This is a genomic window from Paraburkholderia humisilvae, assembly GCF_902859855.1.
GTDB lineage: Bacteria > Pseudomonadota > Gammaproteobacteria > Burkholderiales > Burkholderiaceae > Paraburkholderia > Paraburkholderia humisilvae.
Map to the genome: position 1 here is coordinate 1 of NZ_CADIKH010000035.1, position 15,504 is coordinate 15,504.

At 61.7% G+C, this 15,504-nt stretch carries 18 protein-coding genes and 1 pseudogene; 16 read left to right on the forward strand and 3 right to left on the reverse strand.

Annotated elements, in window-relative coordinates; all coding sequences use genetic code 11:
- From HV796_RS28145 to HV796_RS28155, 3 genes and pseudogenes are all read right to left on the reverse strand, one after another.
- Positions 1–171, reverse strand: a pseudogene (locus HV796_RS28145) (alpha-ketoglutarate permease); the annotation flags it as partial.
- Positions 172–779: 608 nt separating this feature from the next.
- Positions 780–1,364: a hypothetical protein gene (locus tag HV796_RS28150; RefSeq protein WP_175229898.1), complete on the reverse strand. Its 585-nt coding sequence runs from the start codon at positions 1,362–1,364 to the stop codon at positions 780–782.
- Between the two features lie 158 nt (positions 1,365–1,522).
- Entirely contained in the window at positions 1,523–1,852 is a 330-nt protein-coding gene (locus tag HV796_RS28155; protein WP_134190763.1) for a ribbon-helix-helix domain-containing protein, read from the reverse strand.
- Positions 1,853–2,116: 264 nt separating this feature from the next.
- Here HV796_RS28155 and sctC point away from each other — a divergent pair, with 264 nt between their 5' ends.
- From sctC to HV796_RS28230, 16 genes are all read left to right on the forward strand, one after another.
- A complete protein-coding gene (gene sctC, locus HV796_RS28160) occupies positions 2,117–4,042 on the forward strand; it encodes a type III secretion system outer membrane ring subunit SctC (RefSeq protein WP_246356084.1) in 1,926 nt (641 codons plus the stop codon).
- Positions 4,039–4,887 carry an FHA domain-containing protein gene (locus tag HV796_RS28165; RefSeq protein WP_246356085.1) on the forward strand — a complete coding sequence of 283 codons (849 nt, stop codon included), beginning with the start codon at positions 4,039–4,041 and terminating at the stop codon, positions 4,885–4,887. The genes sctC and HV796_RS28165 overlap by 4 nt, the downstream gene beginning before the upstream one ends.
- A gap of 32 nt (positions 4,888–4,919) precedes the next feature.
- Positions 4,920–5,138: a hypothetical protein gene (locus HV796_RS44285; RefSeq protein ID WP_246356086.1), complete on the forward strand. Its 219-nt coding sequence runs from the start codon at positions 4,920–4,922 to the stop codon at positions 5,136–5,138.
- Between the two features lie 189 nt (positions 5,139–5,327).
- A complete protein-coding gene (locus HV796_RS28170) occupies positions 5,328–5,591 on the forward strand; it encodes a hypothetical protein (RefSeq protein WP_175229902.1) in 264 nt (87 codons plus the stop codon).
- A 117-nt stretch (positions 5,592–5,708) separates the two neighbouring features.
- Positions 5,709–6,119 carry a hypothetical protein gene (locus HV796_RS28175; RefSeq protein WP_175229904.1) on the forward strand — a complete coding sequence of 137 codons (411 nt, stop codon included), beginning with the start codon at positions 5,709–5,711 and terminating at the stop codon, positions 6,117–6,119.
- Complete coding sequence (gene sctJ, locus HV796_RS28180) at positions 6,119–6,943, forward strand: type III secretion system inner membrane ring lipoprotein SctJ (protein WP_175229906.1); 825 nt, start codon at positions 6,119–6,121, stop codon at positions 6,941–6,943. The genes HV796_RS28175 and sctJ overlap by 1 nt, the downstream gene beginning before the upstream one ends.
- Complete coding sequence (locus HV796_RS28185) at positions 6,940–7,521, forward strand: hypothetical protein (RefSeq protein WP_246356087.1); 582 nt, start codon at positions 6,940–6,942, stop codon at positions 7,519–7,521. The genes sctJ and HV796_RS28185 overlap by 4 nt, the downstream gene beginning before the upstream one ends.
- Entirely contained in the window at positions 7,515–8,273 is a 759-nt protein-coding gene (locus HV796_RS28190) for a FliH/SctL family protein (RefSeq protein ID WP_175229908.1), read from the forward strand. Before HV796_RS28185 ends, HV796_RS28190 begins: the two co-directional genes overlap by 7 nt.
- The gene (locus HV796_RS28195; protein ID WP_246356088.1) at positions 8,270–9,253 is read left to right on the forward strand and encodes a FliM/FliN family flagellar motor switch protein; all 984 of its coding nucleotides are present in this window, start codon (positions 8,270–8,272) and stop codon (positions 9,251–9,253) included. Before HV796_RS28190 ends, HV796_RS28195 begins: the two co-directional genes overlap by 4 nt.
- On the forward strand, positions 9,250–9,897 hold the full coding sequence (gene sctR, locus HV796_RS28200; RefSeq protein ID WP_175229910.1) for a type III secretion system export apparatus subunit SctR: 648 nt from the start codon (positions 9,250–9,252) through the stop codon (positions 9,895–9,897). Before HV796_RS28195 ends, sctR begins: the two co-directional genes overlap by 4 nt.
- Positions 9,894–10,169, forward strand: a complete 276-nt coding sequence (gene sctS, locus HV796_RS28205) for a type III secretion system export apparatus subunit SctS (RefSeq protein ID WP_175229912.1) — start codon at positions 9,894–9,896, stop codon at positions 10,167–10,169. Before sctR ends, sctS begins: the two co-directional genes overlap by 4 nt.
- A gap of 2 nt (positions 10,170–10,171) precedes the next feature.
- A complete protein-coding gene (locus HV796_RS28210; protein ID WP_175229914.1) occupies positions 10,172–10,894 on the forward strand; it encodes an EscT/YscT/HrcT family type III secretion system export apparatus protein in 723 nt (240 codons plus the stop codon).
- Entirely contained in the window at positions 10,891–11,631 is a 741-nt protein-coding gene (locus tag HV796_RS28215; protein WP_175229916.1) for an EscU/YscU/HrcU family type III secretion system export apparatus switch protein, read from the forward strand. The genes HV796_RS28210 and HV796_RS28215 overlap by 4 nt, the downstream gene beginning before the upstream one ends.
- A 1-nt stretch (position 11,632) precedes the next feature.
- Positions 11,633–13,750, forward strand: a complete 2,118-nt coding sequence (locus HV796_RS28220; protein WP_175229918.1) for a flagellar biosynthesis protein FlhA — start codon at positions 11,633–11,635, stop codon at positions 13,748–13,750.
- Positions 13,747–15,063 carry a FliI/YscN family ATPase gene (locus HV796_RS28225; protein WP_175229921.1) on the forward strand — a complete coding sequence of 439 codons (1,317 nt, stop codon included), beginning with the start codon at positions 13,747–13,749 and terminating at the stop codon, positions 15,061–15,063. The genes HV796_RS28220 and HV796_RS28225 overlap by 4 nt, the downstream gene beginning before the upstream one ends.
- The gene (locus tag HV796_RS28230) at positions 15,060–15,476 is read left to right on the forward strand and encodes a hypothetical protein (protein ID WP_175229923.1); all 417 of its coding nucleotides are present in this window, start codon (positions 15,060–15,062) and stop codon (positions 15,474–15,476) included. The genes HV796_RS28225 and HV796_RS28230 overlap by 4 nt, the downstream gene beginning before the upstream one ends.
- The last annotated feature ends 28 nt before the right edge of the window (positions 15,477–15,504 follow it).

Genomic DNA, 15,504 nt, shown 5'->3' on the forward strand with positions numbered 1-15,504 from the left:
GGTGGTGTCGCCCTTCGGGAAGAAGGCCGGCGCGAAGTACAGCGCGCAGAACGAGTAGACGTAGAAATCGAACCACTCGACGAGATTGCCCGACGATGCGCCGACGATGGCCATGACGCGGCGACGCGTGTCACGAGCGGTGATTTCGGTGGGAATATTGAGATTGGTCATTGGCGTATGTGCTCCTACATGTTCCCCTGATTTTCTGATATGGATAACGAATTATTAAGACGCTCTCGCGGCGACTTGATTCGGCATTCTAATTGATGAAGGATTAAATGTTGGGAAAATATCTGTGCGTTTGGGTATTGCCTGGTTGTCGCCGCACCAGGATGCGGAGCAGCTGCGCCGCACAGTTGCCTTGTGATAGCCGCGCGAAGGGGAACTCAGGCAAAGCCTTGAAAAGCTCGAGGAAGACGCGATCCCTAACCTGAACGAGCTGAAGCAACAGGTCGCGATAGCGACAAGCGTTGGGTGTCACGAAGACCTGCAGTCGGAAACGAAGCTTGCAAAGCGGGATAAGCTGCCGTGCTCAATACCGCGTCGCGGGCAATGGTTTGCGTGACGACGCGCTCGACGGAGTATTGAGAGACGCATCCCGATTCGCAGAGGGGCGTTTGCAAGCCGGATGCCGGAACGGATGCGTGGCCGTTGGCTGCAACGGTTGCCGGCGAAAGCCGGCAACTGCGGGTTCGTTCAAACGCAGGTGACTACTGCCCGCTGCTTTGCCGCGATCCGACCGATGTGAATGCGGCAGTAGTCCGTGCTGCACGGGGGAATCAGGCCGATGCGCTGCCGCCGAGACCGCCCAGGATACCCGAGGCCATACCGCCCGCGCCGCCGCCGCCCGAACCGCCGCCCATCAAGCTCATCAGTGGAGTCAGCAGTCCCATCACCATCTGCATGATCTGGGCAGGGTCCATCTGTTGCCCTGAGCCGCTTGCCTGTGCACCGCTACACTGCCCGCCGCTACATGGCCCACCGCTTCCTTGTGCGCCGCTTTCGCTTGCTTCCCCTTGGTCTGCTGCGTCCAGAGCTGCGCCACCCTGCGAAGCGCCTTCTGGAGAAAAGATGCGAGGACCCGCCATCGCGTTAGTACCGCTCATCGCGTTGACCGCATCCGATACACCTTGCAGCCGGCCTGAATCATACGCCGTCGCTGCGCGATTACCCGGTGCGAATCCCGCGCCTGACGACATATAACCGCCGTTGCCGCCTATCGCGTTGACCGCGTCGGATAGACCTTGAAGTCGGCCGGAGTCATAAGCCGCCGTTGCGTGATTACCCGATGCAAAGCCCGCTCCGGACGACATAAAAGCGGGTTGATTGTAGGAATACGAAGTCGACGTAGTTTGAACCTGCATAAAATGATTTCCTTTGAAGGTTGCCCTGACCACGGCCAGGGTGAATTCTGAAGGGTCCGTATGGCCCGAGTACAAGGGGATTTTTTTTTACATGTAGATCTCCTGAATGCCGGATGCGGATTTCTTTCGACCATCCTTCAACCCGCCGGCCTATCCATTCACTGAACGTCGCGCGTATCCGCCAGACCAGACGAACTGGCGGCTCCGTCGACGGGCATCGACCCGGAACGCTTCATCAGTTGCACCACGCAGATTACTCGCACGTAGCCAGTGAAGTTCCACACATCTTCGTGCGCGAGATCCATCTCCAGTGCCCAGCGGGAAATCAGTTTTCCCACGGTCAGAGACTCTTCACGTGCGAGTTTTTCGATGATCGTCCAGTAGACCTCTTCAAGCCTTAGACATGTCGCGAGACCGTTGACGCGCACCGACCGCTGTCGCGGCCTCGCGAGGTCCGCGCTGAAATTGCAATACTGTGTAATGGGCATTTGAACCTGCTCAGAAATTTCGAAGCTGCTCAAAGTTATCGTTTGAATGCAAAGTGGAACTTTCTGCAATCCTCTTTCCAGAGACAGTTAGTTAGGCATATTGATGAAATAAGCTAAAGAACATTTGCCTGCTGGTGTGTCGTCTATCGTCGCGCAGTTCGCGGCGGTCCGGTGATACATTTGTATGACCGTGATCTATGCGTGCACAACTAAAGTTCCGTCATGACGAAGCCGGCCTTTGCCGGCAGAGGAGCTTTAATGTTCATGACGTGGTGCAGCGCGAGCAAAGAGAGACGATGTCGTTCCCGGCGACGCTATTCGACGGGTGCCGCGGTACGCCGTCTCGCGTTCGCATGGGTCACGTTGCACGCGTGTACGGCGCATGCAGGCGAGCCGCCCTGGCGCAATGCGCCGATGCATTATTTCGCGCGCAACTCGCAGCTCTCTGATGTATTGAAGGATGTCGCGAGCGCGGGCGGTCTGTCCGTCGATATTGCGAAGAACGTCAAAGGCGTCGTGAATGGCACATTCGACGAGCCGCCCGCGAACGTGTTCGCGAAGCTGACGGAGGCCTATGGCCTCGCATGGTATTTCGACGGCAGGACGCTGCATGTATCCGCAGGTTCGGACGTGAAAACCAGAACGATCCCGTTTGCGCCGATGAAGCAGGACGCCGTTTCGGGTTTGCTGCGCAGCCTCGATCTCGACGATTCACATCTACCGGTCCGCTATTCGGACACGACGGCGAAAGCCACGGGGCCGTCGCGCTACGTCGATTCGATTGCGGATGCGATCGAAAAGGCCCGTCAGCAGGCGGCGATCGAAACGCCCTTCGATCAGACCCAGATTCGTGTGTTTCGCTTGCGCTATGCGCAGGCCCAAGACATCACCTACACCACCGGCTATCGCACGACCACGATTCCCGGCGTCGCATCGCTGCTGCGCAAGTTGATGGGCGATACCTTCGTGCCACGTCCTGCTGCCCGCACCCCTCAGGCGAAGGAGGCGCGCACACAGCGCAATGGTCCGCCCCCGCTGCCGAGTCTGCGCGGCCTGGGACTCGCGGGCGGCGACGGCGCGGCCGACATGCTGTCGCCCGATCCGATCGCCACCACGCAGGTTGAACTCACGATGCCGTCGAACGTGACGTCATCGAGGCGCAACATCGTGGCGGACGCACGCACGAACTCGGTGGTCGTCTATGACGTTCCCGAGATGATGCCCAACTACGAGCGTGCCATCGCGATGCTCGATCAACCACAGGATCTCGTCGAGATCACTGCGGCGGTGATCGACGTGTCGACCGACGCGGTGCGCGAACTCGGCATTCGCTGGGGCGGCGGCACATCAGGAAGCGACGGCGGCGCGCATGCGATGGTCAATGCGAATCCGCCTGTCAGCGAGTCGGTGGTATCGGGCGTGCAAAGCGCGTTGCAGGGTGTAAGCCTGACGACGCTGATCGGCAACTCCGTGAACTACCTGTTTGCGCAAATCCGCGCGCTCGAAGAAAACGGCAAAGCACGCATCCTGTCGCGGCCGCAAGTGCTGACGCTGAACAATTCGGAAGCCGTGCTGTCGTCGCGCAACTCGGTCTATGTGCGCGTTGCAGGAAATCAGGACGTCGATCTGTTCAATGTCGATACCGGGCTGACCTTGAAGGTGACGCCGACCGTCGAGTCGGCGGGCGACCTTCGTCGAAACATCCTGCTCAATGTGCAGATCGAGGATGGCGGATTCGATTCGACGCTGATCGTCGATGGGATTCCACGTGTCAACAACCATTCGATCGTCACGCAAGCGATCGTGGCGGATGGCGAGAGTCTGCTGATCGGAGGGTATGAGTATGAGCGCAGTGAAACGTCGCGATCGCAGGTGCCGGTACTGGGCGATATTCCCTATGTCGGTGCGATTTTCAGCAGCACGCAGACGACGTCGCAACGTCTCGAACGACTCATTCTGATCACGCCGCGTTTGAAGCGGATGAGCGGTGAGGTCGCGGGCGCAGCACCGATCGATGTTGCTTCCGTGCGGCCTGCACCCGCTACGGTCGATCCCGCCGGGGCACACCGCGCGGACGTGGCTGTCACGGGCGCGCTGCTGTCGCTGTCGCGGCCCGCGAGTTTGTCCGGGCAGCCGCTGCTGCCGGACTCGTCGGTGGTCCTGCCGTCAGCGCTGGGTCAAACGCGATGAACGGCAATGCGCTGATCCTCGTGACCGACGGGCTTCATAAGGGAGCGAGTGTGCTGCTGTCAGAGGGCCACGATCTGTCGATCGGCAGCGGCGACGGCGTCGATCTTGTGTTGATCGACGATAGTGTCGCCGCGCATCACGCGACGATTCGTCTCGTCGGAGAAAGGCTCCGGGTCACCGCGCTGCAGGATCGCGTGTCGATGTTCGGCCACCCGTTGCACGCGGGAAAATCCACGGAATTGCGCGATGGCGCGACATTCGTGCTCGGCGTGGTCACGTTGCAGTTCAGCGGGCGCGACGCGATGACACCGCTCGCGGCGCGCAAGGCCGAACTTGGTTGGCTGCTTACGCATGCGCCATTGGCGTACGTGGCAAGACGCGGTGCACTGATGCCGGCTCCCGCGAAGGTGGGGGTGGCGGCGCTGGTACTGCTGCTGATGGTCGGCGCCGGCTGGCCGCTGATGTCGTCGCTATTTGGCGCGAAAGAACAGCCGCATGCGGCCAACCCCGCGTTCCGGCTTGTGCGCACGCACGTCGATGTGAAGACCGGGGCGACCGTGTACGAAGGGTATGTGCAGAGCTACGCCGATCTTGCGGCGCTTGCGATTGCGGCACGCGGCGCGTCGCGTGCGCCGGTGCTGCGTGTGATCGTGATCGATCAGTTGAGAGAGCAGTTGCGCACCTTTCTCGACAAGTACTACAGGCTTGCGGAACTGCGAGCTGGCGAAGCGGGCTCATTCGCGGAATGCCTCCGCCAGCCGATGGCTTTCTGCAGCCGGAATCATGGGACTACGCGCGTATTGCACGGCTTGCACATGCCGAGATCGATGGCTTGCAGAGCTTGAGCTTTGTAGGTCATCAGGCAAGCGAAGGGCCCGTGCGTGTACCGCTCGAATCGATCGGCATGAACCTCATGCGGTCGTCGCATGGTGCGTGGCTGGTCGATCAGCAAGGGGGAATGTATTTCGCCGGGGCGCGGTTGCGGATCGGAAAGCTGACGCGGATATCGGAGTGCGGCGCGGAAGTTGTGCGCGACGACGATGGTTCGGTATACGAATTTGTTACCAAAGGTGCTCAAGATACAAACGGATGTTGACCCGATGCGGAACATGGTCGACGTGCGAGGAACGGGCGGTCGCCGTTCTCCGCCTGATGAAACATCAAGAAATCGGGTACGCCGTGTCGGGCGTCCTGTTCCGCTTGCCTCGCGTGCGCGTCGCTTTGCAGGCGGTAGACGGAGCAATCGCTCCGCAATACGCGTGATCAAACTTTAAGGATGGAAATCATGGCTATAGGTGGAATCAGTCCGTTCGGCGGTCAGTATGGCATGACGCAAGGCGGCGGTTACGACAACAACGGTACGACGTACAACGCACTCGCGAACGCGGGTGCAAACGCGAATTCGACGGCGGCGCAATCGGCCCAGTCCGGCAGCCCGCAGGACGCTCAAAAGGCGAAGCAGGCCGCTAACAAGGAGCAGGAAGCGGCGCAAATGGCTGCAATGCTCGAAGAGAAGCGAAACGGCGCGGTGATGGCGTTGCTGCGATAACCCGGCTTAGTACTGGAAAAGGATTGAAGCGCTTCCGACGGGGCGCTTCAATGGGCCCGCGCATCCGGCTACGGTCCATGCGCGGCCAGGTGTTCCTGATCTAACCCAAAACGTTACTTGAAAGAGAAGAAGATGGTGCCGCACATTTCCGCCATTGCAATGAATATCCCAGAAGTTCGGCCAGCGACGCCCCCGTTGGAAGCAGCGGGCGCGGTGGCGAACAGCTTCGTCAGTTCGTTTGTCGAACCGCCGCGAGCATCTTTCGAGTCTCGTCAGGCCGCGTCCGCGGACGATATGTCCTCGCGCGTCGCCGACTTGATCGCACAGGGCGAAGAACGCTCCAGGGAGTCGCAGGAAGGTCTGGATAAAGAATGCGAACGCTTGCTTGGCAGCGGGGGCGCATTGAGGCCCGCCGACATGTTCCGGCTACGCCAGCACGCAAACATGAATTCGGAGATGCTGCAGTTTTACAAGAAAGTAGCCGACCAGTTCACTAACGGCGTGCAAACCTTGGCGCGAGGCAATTGATGCGTCGCTTGCTGATCGTGCTGTCGTTCGTGTTTCTTGCCGGCTGCAAAACGTCACTGTTCGAGGGCCTCGACGAAGACCAGGCGAACCGCATCGTCGCCGTGCTGAGTCATCACGGTATCGAGGGCGTCAAGCAACGCAATCCCGATAAGACATGGACCGTATCGGTTGACAGCAACGACGCAGTCGCTGCTACCGAGCTGGCCGGCGCTTATGCTCTGCCGCGTAGCAGTCACTCGAATCTCGGCGAACTTTTCAGTCGCCAGGGCCTGATTTCAAACCCGGACGAAGACCGCGTTCGCTTCATTTTCGGTGTTTCGCAGGAGCTTTCGGAGACGCTGGAGAAAATCGACGGCGTACTGGTTGCGCGCGTGCACATCGTGCAGCCTGAGCGGGACCCGGTCCTCGGCCTGATTACGCCGCCGTCCGCCTCGGTGATGCTGCGTTATCGCACCGACTACAACCTCGAGTTGATGCGCGACAAGATTCGCGGGCTCGTCGCGGGGGGCGTCGAAGGTCTGACGCCCGATCGCGTGAATCTGACGCTGATTCCCGTCACGCCGGTGCTCGTGGCAGGCGACGCTTGCGGCACGAGCAGTGCATGCGCGGGCGGGCGCGAACAGGATGAACACGCGAGCGCAACACTCGTAATGATGGCGACGTCCGTCGCCGTCATGTTGCTCAGCATTTCGGTGTGGATATGGCGCCGCGGCATCCGCTCGTTTCCGATCAGGTTATTCGGGCGTGGCGGGCGACTGCGCACCAAGCGTTCAGCGGCAAACGGCGATGCGCTGAGCGCGGAAGTGAAAGGAGATACCCCTTGACCCGTCTGTCTGCTTTATCGATCGGCGCATGGGCACATCACAGCTGGTTGATGCGGGAAAAGCCGATTCGCGGTGAGCGTGCGCTTGCCGAGGCGAGTGCACGACTCGTTGCCGAGTATCCGCAGTTGACGCGCATCGATTTCACGCAAACGCTGCCCTGCATCGGAGATCTGCCGCGTGCCGCGTGCGCGCGGCTGTTCCGGATCAGTGCCGCATTGGCCTGTTCCCGTTCTTTACGCCGCGTCGTAGCGGGATCGGCTCATCGGTGGTTCGCGAGGAACGTTGCGCCGCACGTGCTGCGCGAAATCCAGAAGCATGTGCGTGGCGAATCGGACGATCTGCCCGTGGGCGGGCCGCCGAATTTCTACGACCGCCGCGAACTGACTGCTGCTGGACTCGCGTTGTCGCTGCGCGGCCTGGGCGACAGCGGCGAGGTGCAGCACATATGGCTGAGACTGCGCATGCCGCGCGACATCGTTGAAGCCTCGGCACGCTTCAACGCCGGCGATATCACCACGGAGGCCGCACGTGCGCTGATCGACGACGCAAGGCAATTGATGCGAGGTGAGTCGTGCTGATCTGCAAGAAAGGAGGCTGGCGAATCGAGTCGGACGGCTATCTGTCCGCGGCCGAGCTCGTCGAGTTGGAGGATTTACGTGCGCTTGATGATGCGCGCGCGCAAGACGCCGCTCGTGAGACATCGCGTCTTGCCGCGCGCGTCCGCGAAATGAAGCGCCGCGCGTGGCGTCGCGGCTATGACGCGGGACGAGCTGCCGCAGTACGCGAATTCGTGGTGCCGCATGCGGCTGCATCCTTCGTCGCGCGCTGCGTCGAGGAGCGTCTTGCGCGGATCGTGCTGGACGCGCTCGTGCTGATCATCGGCAAGCTGCCGCCGGCCGCTGCGTTGCCGAATCAGTTACGGCGCTGTATCGCCGCGTCGCGCTCGCAGCAGGTGATGTCGCTGCGCGTATCGAACGTCGACTATCGCGAGGCAAAGCGCCTGATTGCCCGGCTGGAGCAGGAACTCGCCACGCCGTTGTTTACCGTATTGGCGGACGCGGGTCTGCCGCCGCACTCATGCATCGTCGAAACCGAGCGGGGAGTGATAGATGGCAGCCTGCGTATGCAATTGAACGCGCTGGAGCGAGGCATCAGAGATGCGATCGATACGATGCTTGGCGAGTATCGCGGTCTCGACGAGGCGCTCGACAGGCAGTTTGCCGTGGTCGAGCAGGGGCTACGCGACGTGATCGACGCGATCAACCTGGGCGAGCAAGACCGGCCGGAACTGCGAGACGTGCATGTTGCGCATGATGGAGGGGGGCGGTGAATCCATGGTCCTGCATGAGCCGTCTGTCGCATACCGATGCTGAACGTCTGAACGTAGCGGCGCTGCATTTCGGCGCGCCCTATCCGGTGAGCGTCGGCGTGCGCCGCTATGTGCTGCAGTTCGAAACGTGCCGCGCACGATATCCGCTAAGGCTCGCAGGCAGCGCGTCAGGACAGCCGTTCACACTGGATTGCGATGCGAGCGCGTTGCTGCCCACGTTGCCGGTGCGTGCATTGTCGCGTGAGGACGCAGACATGCGCGACCTGATCGAGGACGCACTGGAGGACTGGTTATCCGTGCTCGAAGGCGTGTTCGGATTTTCCATCGCGCTTCAACACATCTCTTTTGATGCCGCACCGCCAGCCGGCATCTACGGCATGGTGCTGACGCACGTGCAAAGCGGACGAATGGCGCATTTCTCGTTTCACTGCGAAGCGGTCGATCAATGGCTGCGGCGCCGGCCTGCGCCGGCGGCCGGCTCTGTTGAAACCGGACGGCGCCTGACGGTGTCGGCACCGGTGTGCATGGCGGGTCCGTCATTGTCGCTCGCACGCTTGCGGCGCATCAGACCAGGTGACGCGTTGCTGCTCGATCGAACGTCGTATTACTTGCGCGTGCCGCTGCGCGGCGGCGCGCGCCGCATATTGCTGAAAATATCTGGAGAGCAAATCTTGGTAGACCGCCCGCTGATCGACGACGAAAAGGATCAACCGGAAATGACCAGTGAGTTCATCGCGGTCGACGCGTTGACCTTTGCGTTTGATGCCGTTCTCGGCACGCTTTCGCTATCGCTTCATGATCTCGCCCATTTGCGGACCGGCTCGATTCTGTCGCTCCAGATTCCGACGCGGGAGCGCGCGGTGACATTACTGTGCCAGGGCGTACCTTTCGCACGCGGCGAATTAATCGACATCGACGATGCGCTCGGCGTGCGCATCACCGACATGATGCAGCACAAGAGCACGGACGCGGACGCATGAACGCGGCGCTCGATCCGCTCTCGATCATCGGCCTGATCACAGTGCTTGGCCTGATGCCGTTTATCGTCGTGATGGTCACATCGTTCACGAAGTTCAGCATCGTATTGACGCTGCTGCGCTCGGCGCTCGGCGTACAGCAGGCGCCGGGCAATACCGCCATCGCAGGTCTTGCGATGGCGGCCACGCTCGTCGTGATGGCGCCGGTGATGTCGAAGATCGGTGCGGAGTTGTCGATCGACGAGCGGATCGAAAGCGGCACGATGCCGGGCATCGCGGAGACGCTCAGGGCGGTGCGCGGTCCACTCGGCGAGTTCCTGTTCGCTCATTCGCGACCCTCCGAGCGCGCATTTCTCGTGAACGCGACCAGGCGGATCGACCCCTCGCGCGACGTGCAGGAAACGGACTTCTCACTGCTGATTCCCGCGTTTCTGATCAGCGAGATATCGAGTGGCTTCGAAGCAGGCTTCCTGCTTTACATCGCGTTTCTGGTGATCGACCTCGTGGTGGCCAACGTGCTCACCGCGATGGGGATGATGATGTTATCGCCGAGCACCGTGTCGATCCCGCTCAAGCTATTCGTGCTGGTGTCGGTGTCCGGTATCTCCCGATTGATTCACGGTCTGATTGTCAGTTACATCGCATGAACTCGTTTCCCTCGCTTGCTTCTCTTTCGAGCGACGCGCTGCTGCTCGTGTTCTGGCTGTCGCTACCGTCGCTCGCGGTGGCGACGGGCATTGGCCTGATCCTTGGCCTCGTGCAATCGATTCTGCAAATCCAGGACCAGAGCCTTCCGTACGGTGCGAAGATCATCGGTGTAGGCATTACGTTGATCGTTACCGCACCATGGGCAAGCCGTGAGGTAACGCGTTTTCTGGAACATGTATTCGAATTCGTAGCCGCGGGGCGCATGCATTGACCATGGAAGTGTTCGGTTATCTCGAGGGACTCGCGTTCTGCTCGATCCGTCCCGCTGTGGCACTGAGCCTCGTGCCGTTCGCATTCGGCGATTCGCTGGGCACGAAATTGCGTGTTCCGCTGGTGCTGCTGTTCGCCGTGCTGCCGCTAAAAGTCGGAGTACCGGCACCGCTCATTCTGGCGGCGCTCATGGAGGCACTGGTGGGACTCGCGCTCGGATTGCTGCTTGGCGCGGTGTTTCATGTGGCATCGTGCGCCGGCGCGCTGCTCGACCAGCAAGGCGGCTACTCGATTGCGGCCGTGTACGACCCGAACTTCCAGCAGGAATCCGCGCTTTTCGAAACGTTGTTCACGCAGTTCGCCGCGCTCACGTTCTTCACCGGCCCCGGCCTGCGCTGTGTGTGCGGATTTTTTGCCGACGCGTGGGCAATCTGTCCGCCCGGTGCGACCCGCGTCGACATGACGCAGCTCTTTCAGCAGATTTCTGTTGAGCATGTTGCCGCGTGGTTCACGGAAGGTGTGCGGCTCGCGATGCCGCTGATTGGCCTGATGGTGATGGTCGATCTGTCTCTCGGTCTGATGTCGCGTCACGTGAAGCGGCTCAATCCGTTTGCGACCGCGCGCACCGTGAAGGCGATGGTGATCTCGTTCGCGGCAATGTCCTGCGTGCCGGTGTTTATCGACCGGTTATTCGTCCTGTTCAGGCAGAGTCTGCTTCTGCGATGAGCGATAAGACCGAAGCGCCAACCCCACAGCGGCTCATCAAGGCGATCAGGGACGGCGACATCGCGAAGAGCGCGCATGCGACCGTCGCGGCAAGCGGGCTGATCTGGTGGCTTTTTCTTGTGATCGAGGCGCCGCACCTGTACCAGCTGTTTCAGACGCTGATCCGGGAGGTCACCGGTATCGATGAAGCGCGCACCTTCGCGGAGCGACTCGCACAAGTCGTTTCGTCGTTCCGCGTACTGCTGCCTGCGACGCTCGTCACGCTGGCGGCAGGCGTGCTAGCCGCGGTGGTGCCGGAAGTCGCGCAGACACGCGGCGTCATTGCGTGGAAGCGCGCGGCGCCCGATCTGAAGCGCGTCAATCCGGTGGCCGGGCTGAAGAACCTCTTCAGTACGCGTGTCGTCATCGATACGCTGATCGCGCTCGCCCAGTTCGTGATTCTGCTCGCCGTGTTCTGGTACGCATTCGTGAAATGGTGCGCGCAACTGGTGCCTTCGTTCACGCTGCCGATGCCGATGCTGCTTGCTGACCAGAGCGTGTCGAGTGCATCGTTGCTCGCGATGATGTCGGCGTCGCAACTGGTGCCGGCGATTGGCGACTTCGTGATGCAGCGCGTGCTGTGGAAGCGCCGGCTGCGGATGGACAAGGAAGAAATCAAGCGTGAATACCGCGACAGCGAAGGCGATCCTCACGTGAAGGGCCGGCGCCGTGCATTACATAGAGAGTTGAGCCGCTGATATGCAAAACCCGACGCAAAACCCGAAGCAAAGCCGCTGGATATTCGCACGCGCCGATATTCCAGGGCTACTTGGCCGCCACGCGGACCTAGCAGTAGGCCTCGGCATTCTGTTCGTGCTCGTACTGCTGATCCTGCCGGTTCCCGCGTTTGTGCTCGACTTCTTTATCTGTGTGAGCTTTTGCGCGAGCTTTGTGATGCTAAGCACGACCATCTACGTGACGAAGGCCGCGGAACTGTCGAGCTTTCCGTCGCTACTGCTCGTGACGACGCTGTTGCGCCTTGCGCTCGCCATCGCGTCAACCAAGATGATCCTGCTCTACGCGCACGCTGGCGACATCATTGGCGCGTTTGGCGAGATGGTCGTGGGTGGCAATGTTGCGGTCGGCATCGTGGTATTCGTCGTGTTGTCTGCGATTCAGTTCATCGTCGTCGCGAAAGGTGCGGATCGCGTGGCCGAGGTGTCCGCGCGTTTCACGCTGGACGGCATTCCGGGCAGGCAGATGAGCATCGATGCCGATTTGCGCAGTGGGCTGATCGCACCGCATGACGCAGGGCGGTTGCGTGGCGAACTGGAGCGCGAGACGTATTTCTACGGTTCGCTCGATGGCGCGATGAAGTTCGTCAAGGGCGACGCGGTCGCCGGCCTCGTCGTCGCGCTGGTCAACATTGCCGGGGGGCTCGCGGTGGGCATCGCGCAGCGTGGCATGTCGTTCAGCGACGCGTTGCATACGTACACGATTCTCACGGTCGGCGATGGGCTCGTGTCGCAGATCCCGTCGCTGATTGTGTCGATCGCGGCGGGCCTGCTGGTGACGCGCGTCTCGTCCGGTGGGCCGCCGACGAACCTCGGCGGCGATATCTTCCGGCAACTCTCGCTGCATCCGAAAGCGCTGGCGATGGCCGGTGTGGGCTGCTTTGCGCTGGGCGCGATTCCGGGTTTCCCGCATCTGCAGTTCGTGCTTGCGGGCGGCGCGTTGATCGGCCTATCGCTGCTGATGATGCGCGAGGCGAGGAGCCGCGAGCGCATGCTGCGACCGTTCATGCCGGCGATGACGCGCGACGGCGGCACCTATACGCAGCGCATCCTCGATGATGTCGAGCTGGGCACGAGCGCGATACTGAGGGTGCGCATGGGACACAAAGCTTATGAAGCATTGCGTCCAAAAGTGCTCGATGCGCAGCTTGGCAGGGTGCGTCGCGATCTGATGACGCGTCTGGGTTTGCCGTTTCCGGGGCTCGCATTACAGCGAGATGCACGCCTTGAAGCGCAGCGCTACATCATCGACATCGAGGAGGTGCCGTACGCGAGTGGCTCGCTCGTGGCCGATCACGTGCTCGTGAGCGGCAGCCACGAGCAAATCGCGCTGGCGGGTATGTCCGGCCATAGTCCAGGCGCACCGAAAGCGGTATGGGTCAGTGTGGCCGATGCGACCGCGCTCGACGATCCGCAGATCGGCAAGGCAAGCGTAGAAGAGGCGCTATGCGCGCATCTCGCCGAAGTATGCGAACAGAGTGCGGCGGAATGCATGGGCACGCAGGAAGCGCGCTTTCTGCTGAATCAGATCGGCATCGAGTTTCGCGAGCTTGCGGGGCAGGTCGATCAGGCGGTTGGACCGGTGCTGCTCGCGAGCGTGCTGCGCCGCTTGCTCGAAGAGCATGTGCCCATCCGCAACCTGCGCGCGATTATCGAGGCCGTCATCCGGATTCCAGATGGCGAACGCACGGTCGACCGTATGGTCCGCGAAGCGCGCATCGCACTTGGAACGCGCCTCGCGCGCCGTTATGCGGACCTCGACGCGTGGCGCATCGATGCGGCCGTGTTCGAGCCGTCGTGGGAGGCGGAGCTCGAAGACCAGATCCGCAGTGGCCCGGACGGCGAGCCGTACTGCATGCTCGGTATCGACGATCTCGAGCGCCTGCAGCGTGCCTTCGCGGATGCGTACGCGCGAGGTGTGCGTTTGCTGGTCACCACGGCCGTGTTGCGGCCGCATCTGCGCCGCCACCTGAAGACATTCGGCATTCGCATCGATACGCTGGCGATCGAGGAGATTCCGCTCGATACCTTCAGCGTGCGAACGGTCTTTACGCTTTCCTCGAACGGATCGGAGCGCGTGTGAAGACGTCCCAGCATCTCGTTCCCGTGCTGAACGGTGAGCCGACGTTGTATGGCCGCGTCGCGGAAGCGCGCGGCGTCGTCGTGCGCGCGGTCGGGGTGTCGCTGCGCATCGGCGAGATGGTGCGGCTGGTACGGCCCGATACGCTCGATATGCAATTGGGCGAAGTCGTCGGGTTCACCGACGACGGTGCGCTCGTGATGCCGCTCGACGGTCTCGCGGGCCTGTCGAATATCACGCAAGTCCACGGGTGTGGTCTCGCGTGGGGCCAGTTCGATGCGCCCGATCTGCTCGGACGCACCGTCGACGGACTGGGACAACCGCTCGATGGCGGTCCTGCATTGAAAGAGGCAAGCGGAGCGCAACACGGCGCGCCGCTCGCGAGCATCAATCCGCTGGCGCGGCCGGTCATTGCGCAGCCGTTCGCGACCGGCGTGCGGGCAATCGACGGATTGCTGACATGTGGCGTTGGGCAGCGCGTCGGCATATTCGCACCCGCTGGCGGCGGTAAAAGCACGTTGATGGGGATGATCGCAAACGGTGCGAATGTGGATGCGATTGTCGTTGCGTTGATTGGTGAGCGGGGCCGTGAGGTGTCGGAGTTCATTCACGATCATTTGTCGGGGCGGCGCGATTCGTCGGTGGTCGTTGCGTCGACTTCGGAACGGCCGGCTGCGGAACGGCTCAAGGCGGCTGAACTGGCATGCGAAGTCGCGAGCGGTTTGCGTGCGACCGGGCGCCGCGTGCTGCTGCTGTTTGACTCGCTGACGCGCTATGCACGTGCTCTACGTGAAGTGGGGCTCGCGGTTGGCGAGCCGCCGGTGCGGCGCGGCTACCCGCCGCGCGTGTTCGCCGAGCTTCCAAAGCTGATCGAATCGACTGGATTGACGCATGAAGGTAGCGTGACCGCGTTCTTCACGGTGCTGGCCGAAGACGAAGAACTGTCCGATCCGATCGCTGAAGAAGCGCGTTCGCTGCTCGATGGGCATATTCAGCTTTCGAGCAAGCTCGGTGGCGCGGGGCATTATCCGGCGATCGATATTCTGAAGAGCAAGAGCCGGGTGATGACGCGCGTGACGGATGCGGTTCATCGAGCGGAAGCGGATCGTGTGCGTAGCTGGATCAGCCGTTATCAGGAACTCGAACTGCTGATTCAGATCGGCGAGTATCAGCGCGGCAGCGATCCGGTGAGTGATCTGGCGATCGACCGGCAGCCTGAAATCGTGCGATTTCTGCGGCAGCGTCATGACGAGCACTGTGCCGTGCAAGACACTCGCTCGATGCTTCGAGCGCTTTGCGGCGTCACGACACGATGATCGACGCGCAGCGTAACGCGCGACTATGGCGGCTGCTCGCTCGCGTGCGGGAATTGCGTGTGCAGCGCAAACGGCGCACGCTTAACGCGGCTCGTGATGCATTACAGCGGGCCGATGCGCTGGTCGATCAGCGACGGGCGGAAATAACGCGGCATGAGCTGCAACGCCGATCGATCTTGCAGTTGTGTGGACATGACAAACGCATCGGTCGCTTGTGGCGCGACGCGTTGCGTTGGCATGACGAACGTACGCCAGCGCTGCATCGGGCACTGGCGTTGGCGATACACGAGCAAGCGGCTGCGGCCGGGAACGTGTCGAAGGCGTCCATGCAACTGCAGCGGGAAACGATTGGGCGCGATGACGCGATTGAGCGCGCACGCCGCTTCAAGGCGGCGCTGGTCGAGCGGGATTAACCGCCGAGGCGATCGCTGCGCAGGGGCC